At 35.6% G+C, this 18,955-nt stretch carries 12 protein-coding genes and 2 pseudogenes; 3 read left to right on the plus strand and 11 right to left on the minus strand.

Features of this window, described 5'->3' with window-relative positions; translation table 11 throughout:
* Positions 1-56: 56 nt before the first annotated feature.
* The 4 genes and pseudogenes from ABWU38_RS05715 to ABWU38_RS05730 all read right to left on the minus strand — a co-directional run bounded on the left by ABWU38_RS05715 (position 57) and on the right by ABWU38_RS05730 (position 2,664).
* Entirely contained in the window at positions 57-518 is a 462-nt protein-coding gene (locus ABWU38_RS05715; RefSeq protein ID WP_182182953.1) for an ankyrin repeat domain-containing protein, read from the minus strand.
* Between the two features lie 25 nt (positions 519-543).
* A complete protein-coding gene (locus ABWU38_RS05720) occupies positions 544-1,254 on the minus strand; it encodes an ankyrin repeat domain-containing protein (RefSeq protein ID WP_353272643.1) in 711 nt (236 codons plus the stop codon).
* 168 nt (positions 1,255-1,422) lie between these two features.
* Positions 1,423-1,659, minus strand: a pseudogene (locus ABWU38_RS05725) (phage tail protein); the annotation flags it as partial.
* Between the two features lie 45 nt (positions 1,660-1,704).
* Entirely contained in the window at positions 1,705-2,664 is a 960-nt protein-coding gene (locus ABWU38_RS05730; RefSeq protein WP_353272644.1) for an IS5 family transposase, read from the minus strand.
* 118 nt (positions 2,665-2,782) lie between these two features.
* On the opposite strand from ABWU38_RS05730, the pseudogene ABWU38_RS05735 reads away from it, so the two are divergent.
* A pseudogene (locus ABWU38_RS05735) lies at positions 2,783-2,887 on the plus strand (IS5 family transposase); the annotation flags it as partial.
* A 433-nt stretch (positions 2,888-3,320) separates the two neighbouring features.
* Here ABWU38_RS05735 and purD read toward each other — a convergent pair.
* Together purD and serS are read right to left on the minus strand one after the other, a co-directional pair.
* Positions 3,321-4,592: a phosphoribosylamine--glycine ligase gene (gene purD, locus ABWU38_RS05740; protein WP_353272645.1), complete on the minus strand. Its 1,272-nt coding sequence runs from the start codon at positions 4,590-4,592 to the stop codon at positions 3,321-3,323.
* A 34-nt stretch (positions 4,593-4,626) separates the two neighbouring features.
* Positions 4,627-5,904, minus strand: coding sequence for a serine--tRNA ligase (serS, locus tag ABWU38_RS05745; protein ID WP_264687727.1), 1,278 nt, complete (start codon positions 5,902-5,904; stop codon positions 4,627-4,629).
* A 143-nt stretch (positions 5,905-6,047) separates the two neighbouring features.
* On the opposite strand from serS, the gene ABWU38_RS05750 reads away from it, so the two are divergent.
* Both ABWU38_RS05750 and dusB read left to right on the plus strand, forming a co-directional pair.
* On the plus strand, positions 6,048-7,328 hold the full coding sequence (locus tag ABWU38_RS05750) for a hypothetical protein (RefSeq protein ID WP_265045400.1): 1,281 nt from the start codon (positions 6,048-6,050) through the stop codon (positions 7,326-7,328).
* A gap of 28 nt (positions 7,329-7,356) precedes the next feature.
* Positions 7,357-8,319, plus strand: coding sequence for a tRNA dihydrouridine synthase DusB (gene dusB, locus ABWU38_RS05755; protein WP_353272646.1), 963 nt, complete (start codon positions 7,357-7,359; stop codon positions 8,317-8,319).
* 6 nt (positions 8,320-8,325) lie between these two features.
* Here dusB and ABWU38_RS05760 read toward each other — a convergent pair whose 3' ends face one another.
* The 5 genes from ABWU38_RS05760 to ABWU38_RS05780 are packed head-to-tail and all read right to left on the minus strand — an operon-like array spanning position 8,326 to position 18,955.
* Complete coding sequence (locus ABWU38_RS05760; protein WP_353272647.1) at positions 8,326-16,839, minus strand: DNA-directed RNA polymerase subunit beta/beta'; 8,514 nt, start codon at positions 16,837-16,839, stop codon at positions 8,326-8,328.
* A 58-nt stretch (positions 16,840-16,897) separates the two neighbouring features.
* Entirely contained in the window at positions 16,898-17,299 is a 402-nt protein-coding gene (gene rplL / locus ABWU38_RS05765; protein WP_253307301.1) for a 50S ribosomal protein L7/L12, read from the minus strand.
* Between the two features lie 26 nt (positions 17,300-17,325).
* Positions 17,326-17,844: a 50S ribosomal protein L10 gene (rplJ, locus tag ABWU38_RS05770; RefSeq protein ID WP_253307300.1), complete on the minus strand. Its 519-nt coding sequence runs from the start codon at positions 17,842-17,844 to the stop codon at positions 17,326-17,328.
* Between the two features lie 12 nt (positions 17,845-17,856).
* On the minus strand, positions 17,857-18,510 hold the full coding sequence (gene rplA / locus ABWU38_RS05775; RefSeq protein WP_253307299.1) for a 50S ribosomal protein L1: 654 nt from the start codon (positions 18,508-18,510) through the stop codon (positions 17,857-17,859).
* A gap of 4 nt (positions 18,511-18,514) precedes the next feature.
* Positions 18,515-18,955: a 50S ribosomal protein L11 gene (locus ABWU38_RS05780; protein ID WP_253307298.1), complete on the minus strand. Its 441-nt coding sequence runs from the start codon at positions 18,953-18,955 to the stop codon at positions 18,515-18,517.

Consider the following 18,955-nt stretch of genomic DNA (forward strand, 5'->3'; position numbering starts at 1 on the left):
CAAATTTGGTCTAGCCCTTCCTTTACCAACTGCTGTTGCGCTTTCTGATACGACTCTTATTTTTTTAACAAACTTTCCATTTTCTCTGTTTCTTTCTTTAATACCTCGGCTATTTCTTTGCTATTTTTCGCATAATCCATCGCTGTTATTCCAAATTTATCTGCTTGCTCTATTTCAGCCCCTGCTTTTACTAGCTCCTCCACTATTTCTTTTTCTCCTACCATACATGCAAGATGCAGCGGAGTGCATTTATTGCCATACTCTTCAGCATTTACATTCCCTCCTGATTTTATCAATTCTCTAACTGTTTCTAGACGTTTCTCCGTTATCGCTAGATGCAGTGCTGTATGTCCTCTTACATCTGCTGCATTCACATCTACTCCTTTTTCGATTAATAACCTCACTGTTTTTACCTCTACTGCATAATGTAGAGCTGTTCTTCCTTTTTCGTCTCTTTCATAAATATTTTTAAACGAGTTCTCTAATAGTGACTCCTCTTTTTTACCCAGCTTTACCATAACTTACCCCACCTTTTCTTTAAACCTAAGCCTTCCTTTTTACCACCTCATCTATCATTGCATTCACTTGGCTGATTATCTTGCTTGCTAAATTTTGACATTCTTTCTTTATTAGCGATTTGTCTCTCCTCCTTATTTCTCCTATCTCTATTATTTTTAGCTCCGGCATGTAGCTTCCATTCAACATGTCTGCTATTTCTCCCACTAGCCCCTCTATTCCATAGCACGTCAGTTCTCTACTTTTTGTTATTCCTCCTTTTTCTCTCAAAAATTTACTCGCCTTTTCACTCTCTTTGCTATCACATAGACGATACTTTTCACTTTCCCAGATATAGTACATTGGTGTTGCACCGTACTTATTCAGTTGATTAACTTCAGCTCCGGCCTTTACCAGCTCTTTTATTATTTCAACTCCTGCTTCTCCTATTTTGCTCGCAGAGTGCAGTGGCGTACATCCAGTGACATATTGAGTGGCATTTACTTCTGCTCCTTCTCTTAGCAGCACTTTTACATTTTCTAAACTTTTTGCAAATACTGCACAGTGCAGAGGTGTATAACCATTTTTATCTCTTGCATTAACATCTGCTCCTTTTTTTATTAATAACCTCACTGTTTTATAATCAGAGATTTCTACTGCTTGATGCAAGATCGTCTCTCCTTCTTCATTTCTTTTATTAATGTTTTTAAACCCGTTACTTGATACTTCTTTAAAAAACTTACTCTTGCTAAAACTCATTTCATACCTCACAAAATTAGCTTTTCTAGCGCCAGACAAATTTCTTATATTTACCTGCCGCTATTCAAGTCATGTCCGTTTTAGCATAAGAAAGCAAGTCTTTTTCTTTTTATTTCATACACTTTTACCTATTATTAATATAATATATGAGGATCTAAATATAAGTACTTAGCTTATTATACATATTACTTGACTATTTTTCCAACTTCTGTGCAAATGTCGATGTTCGTGCCACTTCAGTACTCCTGGATAAAATACTAAAATGTGCTTTTCTAATTTGTGTATTGAGTCTTTTTGCTCTGAATCTGAGTCATTTTTATAGTAAACGTTGTGTTCTGCTAAAACATATTTTCTGACCTTCTGATCTGTATAATTTTCTAATTTGTAACGATGGATAATGCTGAATGGCTTTGTTGCATAGCACTGATAGGCATGTAAATCACAGTGAATTTACGCAGCTAATTTAAATTTAGCCATACCTATATCAGTAAATTTGTTCAATAAGTAGCACTTAATTAACAGCTCTTTTTCACGATTTACCTCTGATTTATTTTTCAAGCCAAACCCAAATATTTGCTTCAACCTATAGAAAAAGACTTCAATATAAGACCGTGCTTCATACTTAACTTTTTTCTTCCATTCATTAATACCATCTTCATAATTCTCATATGACCTAATTCTACTAATATACTTGTTTCTTTCTGATAAGTAGTCAGCTAAACAAATTTTAGTATCCTTCCTAGGGCGAATAATAGGCACAATATTGTATTTTCTGCATTCTTTATACACACTTTTTATATCATAAGCCGCATCTGCTCGAATAGAACAAATGTTATATTTATCACTGACTTCTTCTAACATATCGCAGACCGGCAAATAGTCTACAGCAACACCACTAGTGTAGTTCATGCTTATTGCTTTCTTATCATTTATGTTTAAAACAACATGTAATTTTCTTACTTGACCATAACCACTGTATTTTCTTTTTCGAATATTAAGCTTACTATGCCCACCGTTCTTATTGTAGATACTAACTCTAGTGCTATCTACGGCAATTTCAACATTTTCCAGATCATCTTTATTGCTTCTATGGTCATCAATCTTCAAATTAAGCTTTTTAAATCTTCTGGAAGCTTGTGTATAGCTGATAATCTTAAGTTTTTTGCCTATTTGTACCATATAACCTTTTACAAAACCTACAGCTTGTCTCAAGCCAATTCTAAAAAGATGAACTATTATGTGTATTAAAATTACAACTTTATCACTATAAGTGTTATTGCCACCTGCAACTTTTGGACTATTTTCATACCAATTTTCTATGGCTTGATTAACAAAATGAAAAACATTTCCTCTTTTTTTGAGAAACTCGTTATATTCTCTTTGGTTACTTACTCTCATTTTTTGTGGCATAAGTTGTACTTGTTTGAAAAATGCCTATTTTACAACAAAATGCGTTAGTAGCCATATATTAAAAAGCTTTTCTTCTTACAATAACCTCAACCAACACTAGCTATGCAACAAAGCCAGGAAGAATAGAAGGCTATCAAAGGAGTATGATTTGCTTACAACATCTACTGAAAATTTTATATATTTAGCTATGAGTAAGGTTATGTTGCAGAGGGAATATTCTTGAATTTACTGGTTTGCGGACAAGTTCTTATACCAAACTTCGTTATTGGGAAGACAAATAGAATATACGATAAATTCACTTAAACCTCCATTTATAGGCGGAAAGCACTCTTTTTCATTTGTCTCATTATTATTGAGAATTGGTATTATACAGCTCGACAAGACTAATTAACAGTTGAAACATCTAGCTCTACAATTGCTACCAAATATTTTGCATTATTATCACTTTAATATATTCTTTCACTTATTTTTTTTCTTTGCCACTTCCCTTAACGGATACATTTTTCTTCGCTGTTTCCTGACGAATCAATGTTAATTTAGCATTGAATACTACTAAAAACTTAAATAATACAACCATTTTCAGCAACAAAAATCAGCTAGCGTGAGGGGTGTTCGTTTTGGAATCGGTTGGTCTACCTGCTAACCGACAGCTAACATTAACTACCAATATCGTATCTGAAGAAGCCCCCTGGCCATTCTAAAAAATTTAATGCTGAGTACACCTTACTTTTGGCTTCCTCTATAGTGCTCCCTTCTGCTACTATATTTAGCACTCTTCCGCCATCTGAAACCCAATTACCACTCTCATCTAATTTAGTACCAGCGTGAAATACCAATATACCAAGAATGCTTTCAATTTTATCTAATCCCTTAATTACTTCTCCCTTTTGATAATCACCCGGATAGCCTTTACTTGCAACAACTACACAAACTGTAGATTTGTTGTTAAGTTCCACCATTTTGACATTTAACTTTCCTTCTGCAACTGACAACATCAATTTTAACAAATCGCAATTTGAATCAAATCTAGGTAATATAGATTGCGTTTCTGGATCACCGAATCTAACGTTATACTCGAGAAGTTTTGGGCCATCTCTGCAAATCATTAAACCAGCAAAGAGTACTCCCTTATAAGGCGTACCCATGTTAACCAATGCTTGAGCTGTAGGGTATATTATTTTTTGGATGATTTTTTGCTCCATGTCCTTACTTATAATTGAAGGTGATGAGTACGATCCCATACCCCCAGTATTTTGGCCTTCATTATTTTCATTCACTCTCTTATAATCTTTTGCGCACCCAAGAGTTACTACTTTCAACCCATCAACAAGAGCAAAAAAGCTTACTTCTTCTCCAATTAAAAATTCTTCTATGATTATTTCTTCACCTGATTCACCAAATTCTTTCTCCACTAGCATTGAATCTATTGCTGAAAAAGCTTCGTTTTCTGCGCAACATATCATCACGCCTTTCCCTGCCGCAATTCCATTTGCTTTCACTACAAGTGGAAACTTTATTTTATTGCTACGTACAAAATCTTTAGCTAATCCTTCATCAACAAAACACTCGTACTTGGCAGTTGGTATGCCATATCGCTTGCATAGTCCTTTGGTGAAAGACTTTGATCCCTCAAGTTTTGCAGTTGCTTGACTCGGAGCAAAAACATTTATTCCCTCTGCAACTAAATCATCAGCAAGTCCATCAATTATTGGTTGTTCTGGACCAATAACAACCAACTCTATATTTTCTCTCTTGCAAAATTGTGTAACATCCACTGAATTTTGAATATTTACATCCACAAGAGTCCCAAGATCTTTCATAGCTTGGCGACCAGGAGTTACATATAACTCAGTCAAGATAGGAGATTTTTTTAGAGCCCAAAGTAGAGCGTGCTCACGTCCACCAGAACCTATAACCAGAACCTTCATCTTTATTTCCTCGCTTTTCTATATGTCAAAATTATTATTTGCTTATAACAGTATCATTACTCATGTATTTTTGCAACACGTTTGGTATTGCAATCGACCCGTCAGAATTTTGATGATTCTCCATTATGGCAACAATCGTTCTTCCTATAGCTAAAGCTGAGCCGTTTAAAGTGTGAACATATTTTTTTATCTTTTTATCAGTTTCTGAAGAGTATTTAGCGTTCATCCTTCTTGCTTGAAATGCACCACAATTTGAGCAGCTTGATATTTCTCTATATTTATTTTGCTCAGGTAACCATACCTCTATGTCATAAGTCCTTTGTGCAGCAAAACCCATATCACCACTACACAGTAGCATTACTCTATACGGTAATTCTAGTTTTTTTAATATCTCTTCAACAACACTCGTCATGCGCTCAAGTTCATCATTTGATTGGTCTTCAGTTGTAATACTCACCAACTCCACTTTACCAAATTGGTGTTGCCTTATCATGCCTCTCGTGTCTCGCCCTGCGCTGCCTGCTTCTTTACGAAAACACTCTGAATACGCAGTAAAACGAATAGGCAGTTCTTTTTCCTCTACTATTTTATCAGCAACCAAATTTGTTAAAAACACTTCACTTGTGGGAATCAACCTCAATTCGTCGGTAGTTAAATACGAATCGTCAGAAAATTTTGGTAGCTGACCAACGTTATACATAGCTTCGTTTTTCACCAAAGCTGGGTGGTACACCTCAGTATAGCCAAATTCATTAACATGCATTTCAAGCATAAAATTTATTAGCGCTCGTCCAAGCTTAGCTAACTGTCCTTTTAATATCGCAAATCTTGATCCGGAAATTTTCGCCGCTTGTTCGAAGTCCATTAAACCTAATTTTTCTCCGAGTTCATAATGAGATTCTGGTACAAAATCAAACTGTCTTTTTCCTCCATATCTTCTCACCTCTAAATTAGAGTTCTCATCTGCGCCTATTGGCACATCTTGCGCAGGAATATTCGGCAAGTTAGATAAAACATTCACTAACTTATCCTTTTCTGCTTGTTCCTTTAAGCTAATTGCCTCTATCTCATTCGTGATGTCTTTTGACAACTCTATTTGCTCTTCACAAGGGCTCTTGCTCATTTTAAGCTTCTTTATTTCCTCTGTGATTTCATTGCGCTGCCTATTTAAATCTTGCAATTTAGTGGTTAATGACCTTTTCTCGTGATCAATTTCTAATATCTCTTTTGCAGTAAACTCTCTTATCCCCCTGCTTTTCATTGCCTTTTCAAATCCTTCAGGGTTTTTGCGTATATATTCTATATCGTGCATATATTGTGCTATTACTAACACTGTTACTGTACTTCAAAAGCTCTTAATATTCAATATTTTCTCATACTATTAAAATTATTATGGTTGATTTTTTTGTTAGAATTTGTTAAAATTTAATTAACTTAGCATTCATAGGATGTAGTATGGGCATCACAGAAAAATATAATCAATTTAAAGAGAGCACTTACTTTGCTGGTGGGAAATTCGTTATCTACGCTACTTGCGTATGCCTAGCAGCCACATTTGCTGTTGGCTGTTTGGGGTTGATAATAGGATTTCCTCTATTGACCTTTCCACTTGCTATGCTAATTTCTCATCCTGTGATTTGGATTATAATGGGAGTAGTCCTTACAGCAGCATACAAAATGATTGTTAAACCTTTATTTCACTTGGTAAAAGGTTATGTTAATGGAAAAGGAGCAGGTCAAGGTGAGCAAAAAACTCAAGATGGAGATAGTGGTGTTGTACCAGGCAGTGAACCCGATTCAAGGAACAGTAGTCGTAGAAGCTCTTTGGATAGTGGTTTGGGTGGTAAAGAGTTTCATGAAAATTTGGACACTCTTGTGCATCAAACAAATAGAAAGAATTACGCTTACTGGTTGCAGCAACATGATATTGCTAATATTGCAAGAATTAAATATAAGTATTCAGAAGATTTTACGGATGGTGTATTCTTCTGTATTCCTGGTAATCTTGAAACCTTGAGTGAAAGGTTGGGAGAATATAAAAATAAAGCAGAACGAGAGAGTTCGAAAAGGATATTTACTTCAGTTATTAATTTGGGTGGTAATCATTGGGTAACGCTAGTTGTTGCATACAACTCGGATAATAAACAATTTAGAGCTTATTATTGTGATTCTTTTAGTGCTGATTTACCAAGTCCTGGTAGTCAACGTAAGAAAATAGAACTTGCAAATGCAATTAAAGAATTGGTTACACCTCTTACTGATCAAGCTAGTGAGTTGAATGCGCAAGGAAAAAAAGAAATGAGTAAAGATGTCAAAGAGACAGCACAAACGTGTCGGAACAAGAAAAATGAATTAATTAATGTCCCAATAAATACTGATAATATAGTGAGCGCACTGGAAGCAGTTTTGGAAATAGAGAACTGTAATATAAGAAGCTCCGGAGCCAAACAACAAAGCGATGGACATAATTGTGGAATATTTGCATTGGAAAACGCTCATAGGATTACGCAAATGCTCAACGAAGGTAAATCATTTGATGAAATTGACGCAGAGTTATCGGAATACAAGCCTAATCCAGAACAATTGCAAAAGAAAAGAAGAGAGTTTACAAAAGCGCTTATGGAAGATGAAAAATGGAAGGAAGATCTAGAAAACGGGCTTTTATGCGATCTTCCACCAGGAACGGACACCTCTCTTACCTCAAGGGTGCAGAATACAGCTCAGTTTGCTATATAGTTTACAATGAAGGATTACCATTAACCTTATGCCCCTCCAAATAGGAAGTTTGACGATTGATTCTTCAGTTATTTTAGCTCCAATGTCAGGGGTAACTGATTATCCGTTTAGAAGTATTGTAAAGAAGCTAGGTGCAAGTTTGTTAGTTTCAGAAATGATTGCAAGCAGAGCCATGATTATGCAAACTCGCCAGAGTCTGCAAAAAGCAAAAGTCGATGAATTAACTGCTGTGCAGCTTGCTGGATGCGAGCCGGATGTAATGGCAGAGGCTGCAAAGCTCAACGAGGATATGGGTGCAAAAATAATAGATATAAATTTCGGTTGTCCTGTTAAAAAAGTTGTAAACGGTTATGCAGGATCAGCACTAATGCGCGATGAGAAAAAAGCCGCTGAGATAATTGAGGCCGTGGTCAAAGCAGTGAATGTGCCAGTTACGGTAAAAATGCGCACTGGATGGAACGATGAAAATCGCAATGCACCGAGGCTTGCGAAAATTGCCGAAGACTTAGGAGCAAAAATGATCACTGTGCATGGAAGAACGAGGGCACAGCTCTATAACAGCCAAGCAGATTGGAAATTCGTTAGAAATGTTAAGGAGCAAGTGAAAATTCCAGTTATAGTAAATGGCGATATTAAAAATTTAAATGATATTCAGAATGCTCTCAAAGAATCTGGAGCAGACGGAGTGATGATAGGTCGTGGTGCCTACGGTAAACCTTGGCTGATTAATCAAGCAATGAACTTTCTCAGTGGAAGTGAAACTTCTGAGCCAACAGCTTCAGAGAGATTAAGCATCATACTCGAGCATTACGACAATATTCTTGAGTACTATGGAAATAACACAGGAATAAAGATGGCCCGCAAACACATAGGTTGGTACAGTAGCGGGCTTCAAAGCTCATCTGAATTTCGCATGAGAGTAAATAACATGATAGATAGCACAGAAGTGAAAGAAAATATTATTGGCTTTTTTGGTCAAGAGACACACTAGCTGTACTCAATTCGACTGATCATATGCCACTACGCTCTCTTCCTCACCAGAGTGTAAATGACAATTATTATCCATAAACCATTTCTCGTCATAAGTTTCAATATCAAAATATTTTTCATATTTATCTATATTATCACAAAGTGAAAGTGCTCTGATCTTATTCATAATCAAACCTGTACCAGCAGGAATTAATCTTCCTACTATAACATTTTCTTTTAATCCACTTAAAGGATCACTCTTCCCGCAGAATGCTGCTTCTGTAAGTACTTTTGTTGTCTCTTGGAAAGAAGCAGCAGAAATAAAGGAGCTAGTTTCAAGACTTGCCCTAGTAATCCCCTGCAGAATAGGAAGATAATGAGCAGGCCGTTTGCCAGAGTTACTCATAGCATCATTTTCCCTATCAACTTCCAGCTTGTCAATGCTTTCGCCAACCAAGTACATAGTATCACCAGGATCAGTAATTTCCACTTTTTGTAGCATTTGTTTTAAGATCACCTCTAAATGCTTGTTGTCTATACGAACACCCTGCAATCTATAAACTTGCTGTATTTCAGAAATCATATAGTGCGCTAAAGCTTCTAACCCAAGCACACGTAAAATATCATGGAGATCAGGGTCACCATCCATCAATAGATCACCTTTACGTACAAAATCACCTTCATTGACTATTACATGCTTACTTCTTGATACCAAATATTCAACTGGAGAAATTTGTTCATCTACAGGTTTAATTAATATACTGCGTTTTCCTCTACGGTCTTTTTCAGAAAACGCTACATAGCCATCTATCTCACTAACAATAGCATGCTCTTTAGGACGACGTGCTTCAAATAACTCTATAACCCTCGGTAAACCACCAGTAATATCACGAGTTTTAACTGACTCTCTTGGTGTTCTTGTAATAACATCACCTGCATGAACCTTCTGGCCATTTTGTACATTGAGCACTGCACCAATTGGTATAAAATAACATGCTTCAACGCCACTTGCGAGTGTCATTACTTCACCATTATCGTCAAGCAGCACAATACGAGGACGTAAACTAGCTCCACCAGAATACAATTTCCAGTCTTTTACTACTTTGCTTGATATTCCTGTAGATTCATCCATCACTTCAGTGATCGAAATTCCATCTTTTAAGTCCTGATAAGACACTGTACCAGTCTTCTCCGTGATAATAGGCAATGTATAAGGATCCCATTCCGCAACTTTATCGCCAATTTTTACTGACCCACTCTCATCCACATAAAGTTTAGCACCGTAAGGTACACTATGCTTCAACTTCTCACTACCAAGGCTATCAACCAACACGACTTCACAGGAACGGCTTATCACAATTTTATTTCCGTTTCTATCTATAATTATATTACTATTGTTTAACTTTATTTTAGCACTAATAGAAGCTATAATATTTGAGGATTCAACGCCTCTAGTCATTACCCCACCTATATGGAAAGTACGCATCGTTAACTGAGTACCTGGCTCTCCAACAGATTGAGCAGCTATAACACCAACTGCTTCACCTATTGAAACAATTTTACCAGTTGCAAGGTCTCTTCCATAACACAAAGAACACACACCAGGACTTATTTCACAAGTTAAAGGCGATCTAATTTTTACAGCATCAAGACCTGCAATGCTGATTTGCTTTACTTTATCCTCATCAATTAATTCCCCTGCTTTTACTAATAATTCTTTTGTCACTGGGTTATATATACCATTTGCAGATGTTCTACCCAGCACAACACTCTCTAGAGATGCAACTATAGTACTTCCTTCAACTGTAGCTCTCACAACAAGACCATTTTTTGTTTTACAGTCATGCTTTGTAACTATGCAATTTTGAGACACATCAACTAAACGACGAGTTAAGTATCCAGAGTTTGCAGTTTTAAGCGCAGTGTCAGCTAAACCTTTACGCGCACCGTGAGTAGAATTAAAGTATTCAAATACGTTCAATCCTTCACGGAAATTAGAAATTATAGGTGTTTCTATAATCTCACCAGAAGGTTTGGTCATGAGCCCTCGCATTCCTGCTAGCTGTTTCATCTGTGAAGTAGAACCCCTTGCACCAGAGTTAACCATCATATACACTGAGTTGTACTTACTATTTCCATCATATATAGATATTGCTTTTAACATATCATTAGCTATCATATCCGTACACTTAGACCATTCATCTATAACCTTGTTATACCTCTCACTTCTAGTTATTAGCCCATCTTGATATTGCATAGAGAATTTCTTAATTTCACCCCTCGCGTGATCAACATGTGTAGCTTTAGTTTCAGGTATAACCAGATCACAACGACCAAAAGAAACACCAGAAAATGTGGCATACTCAAAGCCAAGTACCATTAATTTATCAGAAAATGCCACTGTAGCACTTTGACCACAGTTACGATATACTAAATCAACTATACCAGTTATTTCCTTGACTGTTAATATCTGATTTATTAGATCGAAGCCTAGATTCTCATGCTTAGGAAAAATTTGCCATAATATTAAACGGCCAGGAGTTGTACAAACAGTTTTATAGTGAGTTTCACCGCTGCTATTAATATACTCCATCCTATACTTTATACTAGAATGAATATGTAAAGTACCATCACTCAAAGAATGCTCAACTTCACAAAAAGCACCAAAAGATGGTAAATTATCTTCCTTAGGTTCTTGTAAAGTCAGATAATATATACCAAGTACTATATCTTTACTAGGAACTATAATCGGTCTGCCATTAGAAGGACTTAAAACGTTATTAGTGGACATCATCAACACCCTAGCTTCAAGCTGAGCTTCCAATGAAATTGGCACATGCACTGCCATTTGGTCACCATCAAAATCAGCATTAAACGCCGTACAGACAAGCGGATGAAGCTGTATTGCTTTGCCTTCAATAAGGATTGGCTCAAAAGCCTGAATACCAAGTCTATGTAGCGTAGGCGCTCTATTCAACAAAACAGGATGCTCTTTTATTACCTCTTCAAGCATATCCCAAACTTCTGGTTTTTCTGCTCTTATCAACTTACTAGCAAACTTAATAGTTGGAGCCATACCATACATCTTAAGCTTTGAGTAAACAAAAGGTTTGAATAGTTCAAGAGCCATTCTTTTTGGTAATCCACACTGATTTAGTTTCAAAGTTGGACCAACAACTATTACAGAACGTCCAGAGTAGTCTACCCTTTTTCCTAAGAGGTTCTGGCGAAAACGACCCTGTTTTCCTTTTAACATATCACTAATGGACTTTTTATATCCAACAGCACCAGCTTTGTTTACCAAAGTATTACGACGACTATTATCAAAAAGAGAATCAACTGCTTCTTGTAACATCCTTTTTTCATTACGAATCATAATCTCAGGAGGATTTAAGCTCAACAATTTCCTCAACCTGTTATTTCTATTAATAATAGTCCTATAATGATGATTCAGATCAGAAACTGCAGGACGACCACTTTCAAGCGATACCAAAGGACGCAAATCAGGTGGTAAAATAGGTATAGTTGTAAGTATCATCCACTCAGGCCTATTTCCAGATTTAATGAAGTTTTCAATAATACGCAATCTCTTTATAATTTTCTTTCTTCTTATCTCAGAAGCAACAGACTCTAATTCTAGTCTTAAATCCTTCCTAATTTCATGTAAATCAAGGCGCGTTAGCAACTCTCTTATAGCTTCAACACCTTGCATAGCTACAAAACTATCGATCCCATAGCTATCTTTAGCTTCATTATAAGCTTTTTCACTAATAATCTCACCTTTTTCAAAAGGCGAAACAAGAGGATCTATCACGATATAATTATCGCTATATAAAATATTCTCAATATCTCTGAGAGACATATCCAATAATGCTCCAATTCTTGAAGGAAGCGATTTCAAAAACCATATATGAGCAACAGGAGATGCAAGCTCTATATGACCCATCCTTTCTCTTCTTACTTTAGAAGATGTAACTTCTACTCCGCATTTTTCACATATGCGACCTCTGTGTCTTCTTTTTTTGTATTTTCCACATAAACATTCATCGTCATTGACAGGGCCAAAAACCTTAGGGCAAAATAATCCACCTTTCTCAACTTTGAACGTACGATAATTTGCAGTTGAAACATCTTCTATCTCACCACAAGATATACGCTTAATACTTTCAGGGCTAGCAATCGATATGCTAACCTCATTAAAAGGTTGTGCAATGTTAGTGTGAGATATATCTTCAATCACTACATCATTTTGCTTTAAATCTACATTTAAACATAAAGAACGTAGTTCTTTTATCATCACATTAAAGGATTCAGGAATTCCACATTCAAAATTACTGTCACCTTTTATTATCGATTCGTAAATCTTAACTCTACCATTAATATCATCAGACTTCACAGTTAACATTTCCTGCAAAGTATAAGCAGCACCATAGGCTTGTAATGCCCAACATTCCATTTCACCAAAACGCTGACCACCAAAATGAGATTTTCCTCCTAGAGGTTGTTGAGTAACCAAACTATAAGGCCCTACTGAACGCGCATGAATTTTACCATCAACCAAGTGGTGCAACTTAAGCATGTACATGTAACCAACTGTAACCTTGCGGTCGAATTTTTCACCACTGCAACCGTCATATAATACAGCTTGTCCAGAGTTATCCAAACCAGCAAGTTCAAATAATTTTGCTATTTGTTCATCTTTTGGACCCTCAAATACAGGTGCAGCAACAGGAACGCCATCACGTAATTTACGTGCAAATTCAATGAGATTATTATCACTAATATTACGAATATCATTACAGATAGATACGTTACTACCATAGCTATAAACCTCAATCAGGAAATTACGTAAATTGCTGTATGAACTTTTACAAGAGTTCAAATAGTTCTCTACTAACGCATTCAACTCGTCATTTAGTGCATTTTTATTAGGTGTATTTAAAACAGAAGCCATTATTTCATCATCATCAATATTTTCAATTTTTTTATTGTCAAGGTATGCTACTGCAAATTGTGTAAAATTATCATCGTTAAGGGACCTAATTCCCTTGCAAAAAGCACTTTTGATTTTATTGATCTCATCGAGAATATTACTTACCCTTTCCCCTAATTTTCTACAAGCCCAACCTACATGCGTTTCCAGTATTTGCCCTACATTCATTCGTGAAGGAACACCAAGAGGGTTAAGAATAATATCAACAGGAGTACCATCTTCCAAATAAGGCATATCTTCCACTGGCACAACTCGAGAGATCACACCTTTATTCCCATGTCTACCAGCCATTTTATCCCCTGGTTGCAGACTATGTTTCACAGCAATGAAAACTTTTACTGACATCGACACACCTTGAGGCAGGTCATAACCTTCATGTAATTTTTCTACTTTTCGCTTAAACTGTGCTATTGCATGTGATACTTTTTCATCAAAATCTTTTTTTAAGCTCTTAACTTGCTCAGAAATGGGTTGGTTTTTTAATCCTATACCCCACCATTGCTCACGTTCAATAGAGTCAAATTTTTCTCGATCTTGAGAACCAGAATTAATAAGAAGTTTCTTCAGTTCATCATAGAAATATTCACTAGTAACATTGATTATATAATCTCGCTCTTCCTCAAAGTCATTTACCTCTTTTTGTTTGATGAGTAATGCCCTTTCATTTTCTTCAACCCCCCTGCGTGTAAAGACTTGTACATCAATTACTGTCCCTTCAACATCTGGAGATGTATATAAAGAGGAATCTGCACAATCGAATGACTTTTCACCAAAAATTGTCATTAATAACTTCGTTTCAGGAGGCAATGAAAGAGAAGGTTTAGGTGTAACTTTACCTACCAGAATATAGCCTGGACCAACTCTTGTACCAATTTTCACTATACCACTATCATCCAAGTGATATAGATTTTCTTCATTAACACCAGGTATAGCACGAGTTATTTTTTCTGATCCTAAAGGGGTATCATGTACAACACAGTCAAATTCTTCTATATGAATAGAAGTAAAGAGATCTTTTTTAACAACTTCACTAGAAATAATAATAGAGTCTTCAAAATTATAACCTTGCCAAGACATAAAAGCGACTAGCAAATTTTTACCAAGCGCCAACTCACCACTGTTAATTGCAGGACCATCAGCTATTACATCACCCTTTTTAACATAATCACCTACGCACACTAGCGGTCTTTGATTAATACAAGTATTATGGTTAGAACGCTGAAATTTCCTTAGATGATAAATATCTACGTCCAAGTAGTTAACCCTTTCTTTATCAAAAGCACGTATAACTATAGAGTTACTATCAGAACTATCAACTATGCCATCGCGTTTTGCTAAAACTACAGCACCAGAGCCAGAAGCTACAAAAGACTCCATACCAGTAGCAACCAGAGGAGCGGTAGGCTTCAATAAAGGTACGGCCTGACGTTGCATATTTGAGCCCATTAATGCTCTATTAGCATCATCATTTTCTAAAAATGGAATCAAGGAAGCCGCAACTGATATTACCTGCTTAGGAGATACGTCAATGTAACTCACCTGATCACTACTTACCATAATGAAACTACTAGCATATCTACAGTATAGCATATCATCAACAAAGCAATTATTTTCATCGAGCTTTGCGCTGGTATCAGCTATATAATATAAACCTTCATCTATGGCAGACAGATACTCAATTTGATCAGTAACAACCCTATTAACTACTTTTCTATAAGGACTTTCAATGAAACCATATTTATTAATACGCGCGTATATAGCTAAACTGTTGATTAACCCTATGTTTTGCCCTTCAGGAGTCTCAATAGGGCAAATTCTTCCATAATGAGTTGGATGAACATCACGCACTTCAAATCCTGCCCGTTCTCTTGTTAAACCGCCAGGACCTAACGCGGACAACCTTCTTTTATGTGTTATTTCAGATAACGGATTAGTCTGATCCATAAATTGAGATAATTGAGAAGAATTGAAGAAATCTCTTAAGACATTAGTTAACACTTTTGGATTAATAAAATCAGATGGAGAAACTTTATCTAAACTAGAAGTGGACATAGAATCAACTATTGCGCGTTCCAATTTCAACAACCCAGTTCTAAATTGATTTTCTATAAACTCTCCAACTGATCTTACTCTTCTGTTTCCTAAATGATCAATATCATCTACAGATCCTTGACCGTCACGTAACAATACTATTTTTTTTACAATTTCAATAATATCTTCATACGTTAAAACAGTTAAATCCTCATCATAATTTAATCCAAGGTAAGAGTTAAGCTTCAACCTACCAATGTTAGACAAATCATAATATTCCGGACTGAAGAAAAGATTACGGAAAAACTCCTCTACTATCTCTAAAACAGGAACTTCACCAGGACGCAAAACTCTATATATTTCATATAGCGCATCCTGATAAGACATGTTTTCGTCTAAGAAAAGCGTATTTAATATATAAGGCCCAACAGATACATTATCTATGTTCAATACTGATATTTCATCCACAGACAATAACTCAAGCTTCTTTATGTCTTCCAGCTTTATAGATTCACCAGCAGATAAAATTTTCGTAGAGCTAGCACTATCCATTAAATCTTCTGCGAGGAATAAACCACATATAGAATTAAAAGGAACCAGATACTCTTTCAATTCATTATCATATAGCTTTTTAGCTAGTCTTGAGGTGATACGAACGTTAGCTTTAAGCAGCACATTACCTTCAATATCCATTAAGTCGAAAGGCAACCTCACTCCTTTAAATTTATCAGGAACAAAAGGCACTTTCCAACCATCTTTATGTTTTACATACTTTATTTTCTCATAAAATCTATCGAGTATATCATTATTTGATAGACCTAACGCCTTTAACAAAACTGAGATTGGCAATTTTCTTTTTCTATCAACACGAAAATACAAATGGTCTTTAACATCAAATTCAATATCAAGCCAAGAACCCCTATAAGGAATAATTCTAGCAGAATAGATCAATTTACCAGAATTGTAAGTTTTTCCCTTATCGCTATCAAAAAATACACCAGGAGACCTATGCATTTGTGAGACAATAACTTTTTCTACACCATTAATGATGAAAGTGCCCTTATCAGTCATCATAGGCAACCCACAAAAGTGGACTTCCTGCTCTTCTATAGATTTTACAACGGTTGCAAGTTTAGAATGATCTCCACTCTCTTTAATCGATTTATATTCATCAAGAGAAATACCATCCTGCATAACAACAAGACGTATAGAAGCAATAACCTGAGCAGAAAAAGTTACACCACGCTTTATACACTCAGATTCATCATACTTAGGATCATCTACCCTACAACTTATAAACTCAATAGTAGCCCTACGCAAAGGATCATTTATTGGAAAGATTGTATGAAAGATAACTTCAAGTCTTTCATTACCCTTATTCTTAGGAGCAAATGAATCATACGATTCTTTTTGAACCTTAACCAAATCCAATAAAGAATCTTTTAAATCAATCGACCTAGAATAAGAAACTCTAGGGACAAAAGCACCAGAAGCGTACATATAAGAAGAATCAACCATTAAAATACCCCAAACTAATTAAAAGAGCTATATCAATATAAAATTAATACATTAAATATTATTCAAGCTCCACTTTAGTTGCTCCTGCTTCAATAAGTTTTTGCTTGATTTTTTCTGCTTCGTCTTTAGGAACATTAGCAGTTAAATCTTTAGGTAAAGATTCAACCAACTCTTTTGCTTCTTTTAAACCCAATGTAGAATTAACTTCTCTCACAGCTTTAATAACTCCTATTTTTTTACTCGCATCAATTTCTTTAATCACAACTTTATACTCAGCTTTTTCTTGAGCAGCAGGAGCAGCAGCATTATCACTAATAGGCGCCCCAGCACCAACAGCCCCACCAAGAAAAGAACCAGCAGGCAACCCTATTTTCTCTTCTAGAACTTTTACAAGTTCAGAAGCCTCTAATAGGTTTAAAGATAATATTTTATCAACCAAATCACTTGTTACATTACTCATAATTACCACCTTACTTAACAACAAATTTATTTTTTAGAACTATAATAATCCAAAACTCTCATAAGCCTCATAGAAGATGAATTAATAGACAACGCCAATCGAGCAGGAATATCATAAGATATTAAACGCATAATTTTAACACGCAACTCATCCAAAGAAGGCAACTTAGCCAGTTTATTAACATCTTCCACTGTTAACAATTCATTTATATGAGCCGCGCAAATCACAGACATTTTTTCTTTGTTAGCATTAATAAAATCAACTATTAACTTTGCAGCTTCTACTATGCCACTAGAGTATATAATAGCAACAGAACCAGAAAATTTGCCTGATAAATAAGAAAATTTACCAGTCCTTTCCAAAGCCAAGCGCGCTAGAGTGTTTTTAACTACTAATACCCCACCTGCTATAGACTTCAGGCTATTCCTCAGAGTTAATGAATCATTAGCATTTATAGATTTAAAATTTACTAATATCAAGAAATCATTATTTACAAATACGTTTATTGTGCTCTGTATAAATTCATCCTTATTTTTACGCTTCACGGTATCACTCCCTTAAATTATATCTTCCACTTTGCTTATCTTATAAGCTTCACCCATAGTTGAATTTAAAAAAACACCCTTAAAGTAAATTCCTTTCGCAGAAATAGGTTTATTATCTTTAATTACTTTAAGAAAGGCTTTTAAATTTTCTAGCAAGTCATCAATATCAAATTTAATATTTCCTAATTTACCATGAATAACACCATTTTTATCTGTTCTAAATTTTATCTGACCAGACTTAATGGTTTTAATAGCTTCTGCAATGTTAGAAGTCACAGTACCAAATTTAGGGTTAGGCATCAGCCCTTTAGCACCCAATATTTTTGCAATAGGAGTGATTTTTGCCATAAAATCAGGAGTAGTAATGCACCAATCAACATCTAATTTTCTACCCTTTTTTATTTCTTCAACTAAATCCTCTCCTCCTGCAATATCAGCACCAGCTTTTTCAGCTTCTAATAAATGTTTATCTTGAGCGAAAACAGCTACTTTAATATTCTTCCCGATACCTTTAGGCAAAACTACTGTACCACGCACCTGCTCTTCAGATTTACGTGAATCTACGCCTAAATTGACTGCAATATCAACTGATTCATTAAATTTTGCTGAAGCAGACTCAATAATCTTCTTCAAACACTGCTTAGGATTATCATTATATGTATTCATTTACCTAACCTTCCACAACTTCTATACCCATAGATTTTGCAGTGCCTACAACCATTTTCACTGCTGAATCTTCATTATCCACTTTCATATCAACCATCTTGCACTTTGCCACTTTAATTATAGCAGACATAGGTAATTTAGCCACTAATTCTTTACCAGGATTACCAGAACTTTTACTTAATTTAGCCTCCTGCTTAAGTAAATAAGCCACAGGTGGACCGCTGACAGTAAAATCATGAGAGCGATCATCCTTTATGGAAATTCGCACTGTTACTAAATCGCCTACTTTATAATTAGCGTTAGCAGCGCTAGTAACTTTATTAAAAGCTTCACAAAACTTAGGAACAGGTATACCACGTGGACCAAGTACTGAAGCAATTTTCGGTCCTGGAATTGCTTTCCCAGCTTCCATAAGTAAGTTAATCTTAGCAACTATAACACTCAT

Origin of the sequence: Wolbachia endosymbiont (group A) of Urophora cardui (genome assembly GCF_964028435.1) — a bacterium.
In the GTDB taxonomy this organism is placed as follows: Bacteria; Pseudomonadota; Alphaproteobacteria; order Rickettsiales; family Anaplasmataceae; genus Wolbachia.

Coding starts and splice junctions, on each gene's coding strand:
- serS (WP_264687727.1), bottom strand. CDS start 5,904: ATGCACGATATAGAATATATACGCAAAAACCCTGAAGGATTTGAAAAG.
- rplL (WP_253307301.1), bottom strand. CDS start 17,299: ATGAGTAATGTAACAAGTGATTTGGTTGATAAAATATTATCTTTAAAC.
- rplA (WP_253307299.1), bottom strand. CDS start 18,510: ATGAATACATATAATGATAATCCTAAGCAGTGTTTGAAGAAGATTATT.
- ABWU38_RS05730 (WP_353272644.1), bottom strand. CDS start 2,664: ATGCCACAAAAAATGAGAGTAAGTAACCAAAGAGAATATAACGAGTTT.
- ABWU38_RS05715 (WP_182182953.1), bottom strand. CDS start 518: ATGGTAAAGCTGGGTAAAAAAGAGGAGTCACTATTAGAGAACTCGTTT.
- ABWU38_RS05780 (WP_253307298.1), bottom strand. CDS start 18,955: ATGAGTGTTATAGTTGCTAAGATTAACTTACTTATGGAAGCTGGGAAA.
- ABWU38_RS05750 (WP_265045400.1), top strand. CDS start 6,048: ATGGGCATCACAGAAAAATATAATCAATTTAAAGAGAGCACTTACTTT.
- ABWU38_RS05760 (WP_353272647.1), bottom strand. CDS start 16,839: ATGGTTGATTCTTCTTATATGTACGCTTCTGGTGCTTTTGTCCCTAGA.
- dusB (WP_353272646.1), top strand. CDS start 7,357: ATGCCCCTCCAAATAGGAAGTTTGACGATTGATTCTTCAGTTATTTTA.
- purD (WP_353272645.1), bottom strand. CDS start 4,592: ATGAAGGTTCTGGTTATAGGTTCTGGTGGACGTGAGCACGCTCTACTT.
- ABWU38_RS05720 (WP_353272643.1), bottom strand. CDS start 1,254: ATGAGTTTTAGCAAGAGTAAGTTTTTTAAAGAAGTATCAAGTAACGGG.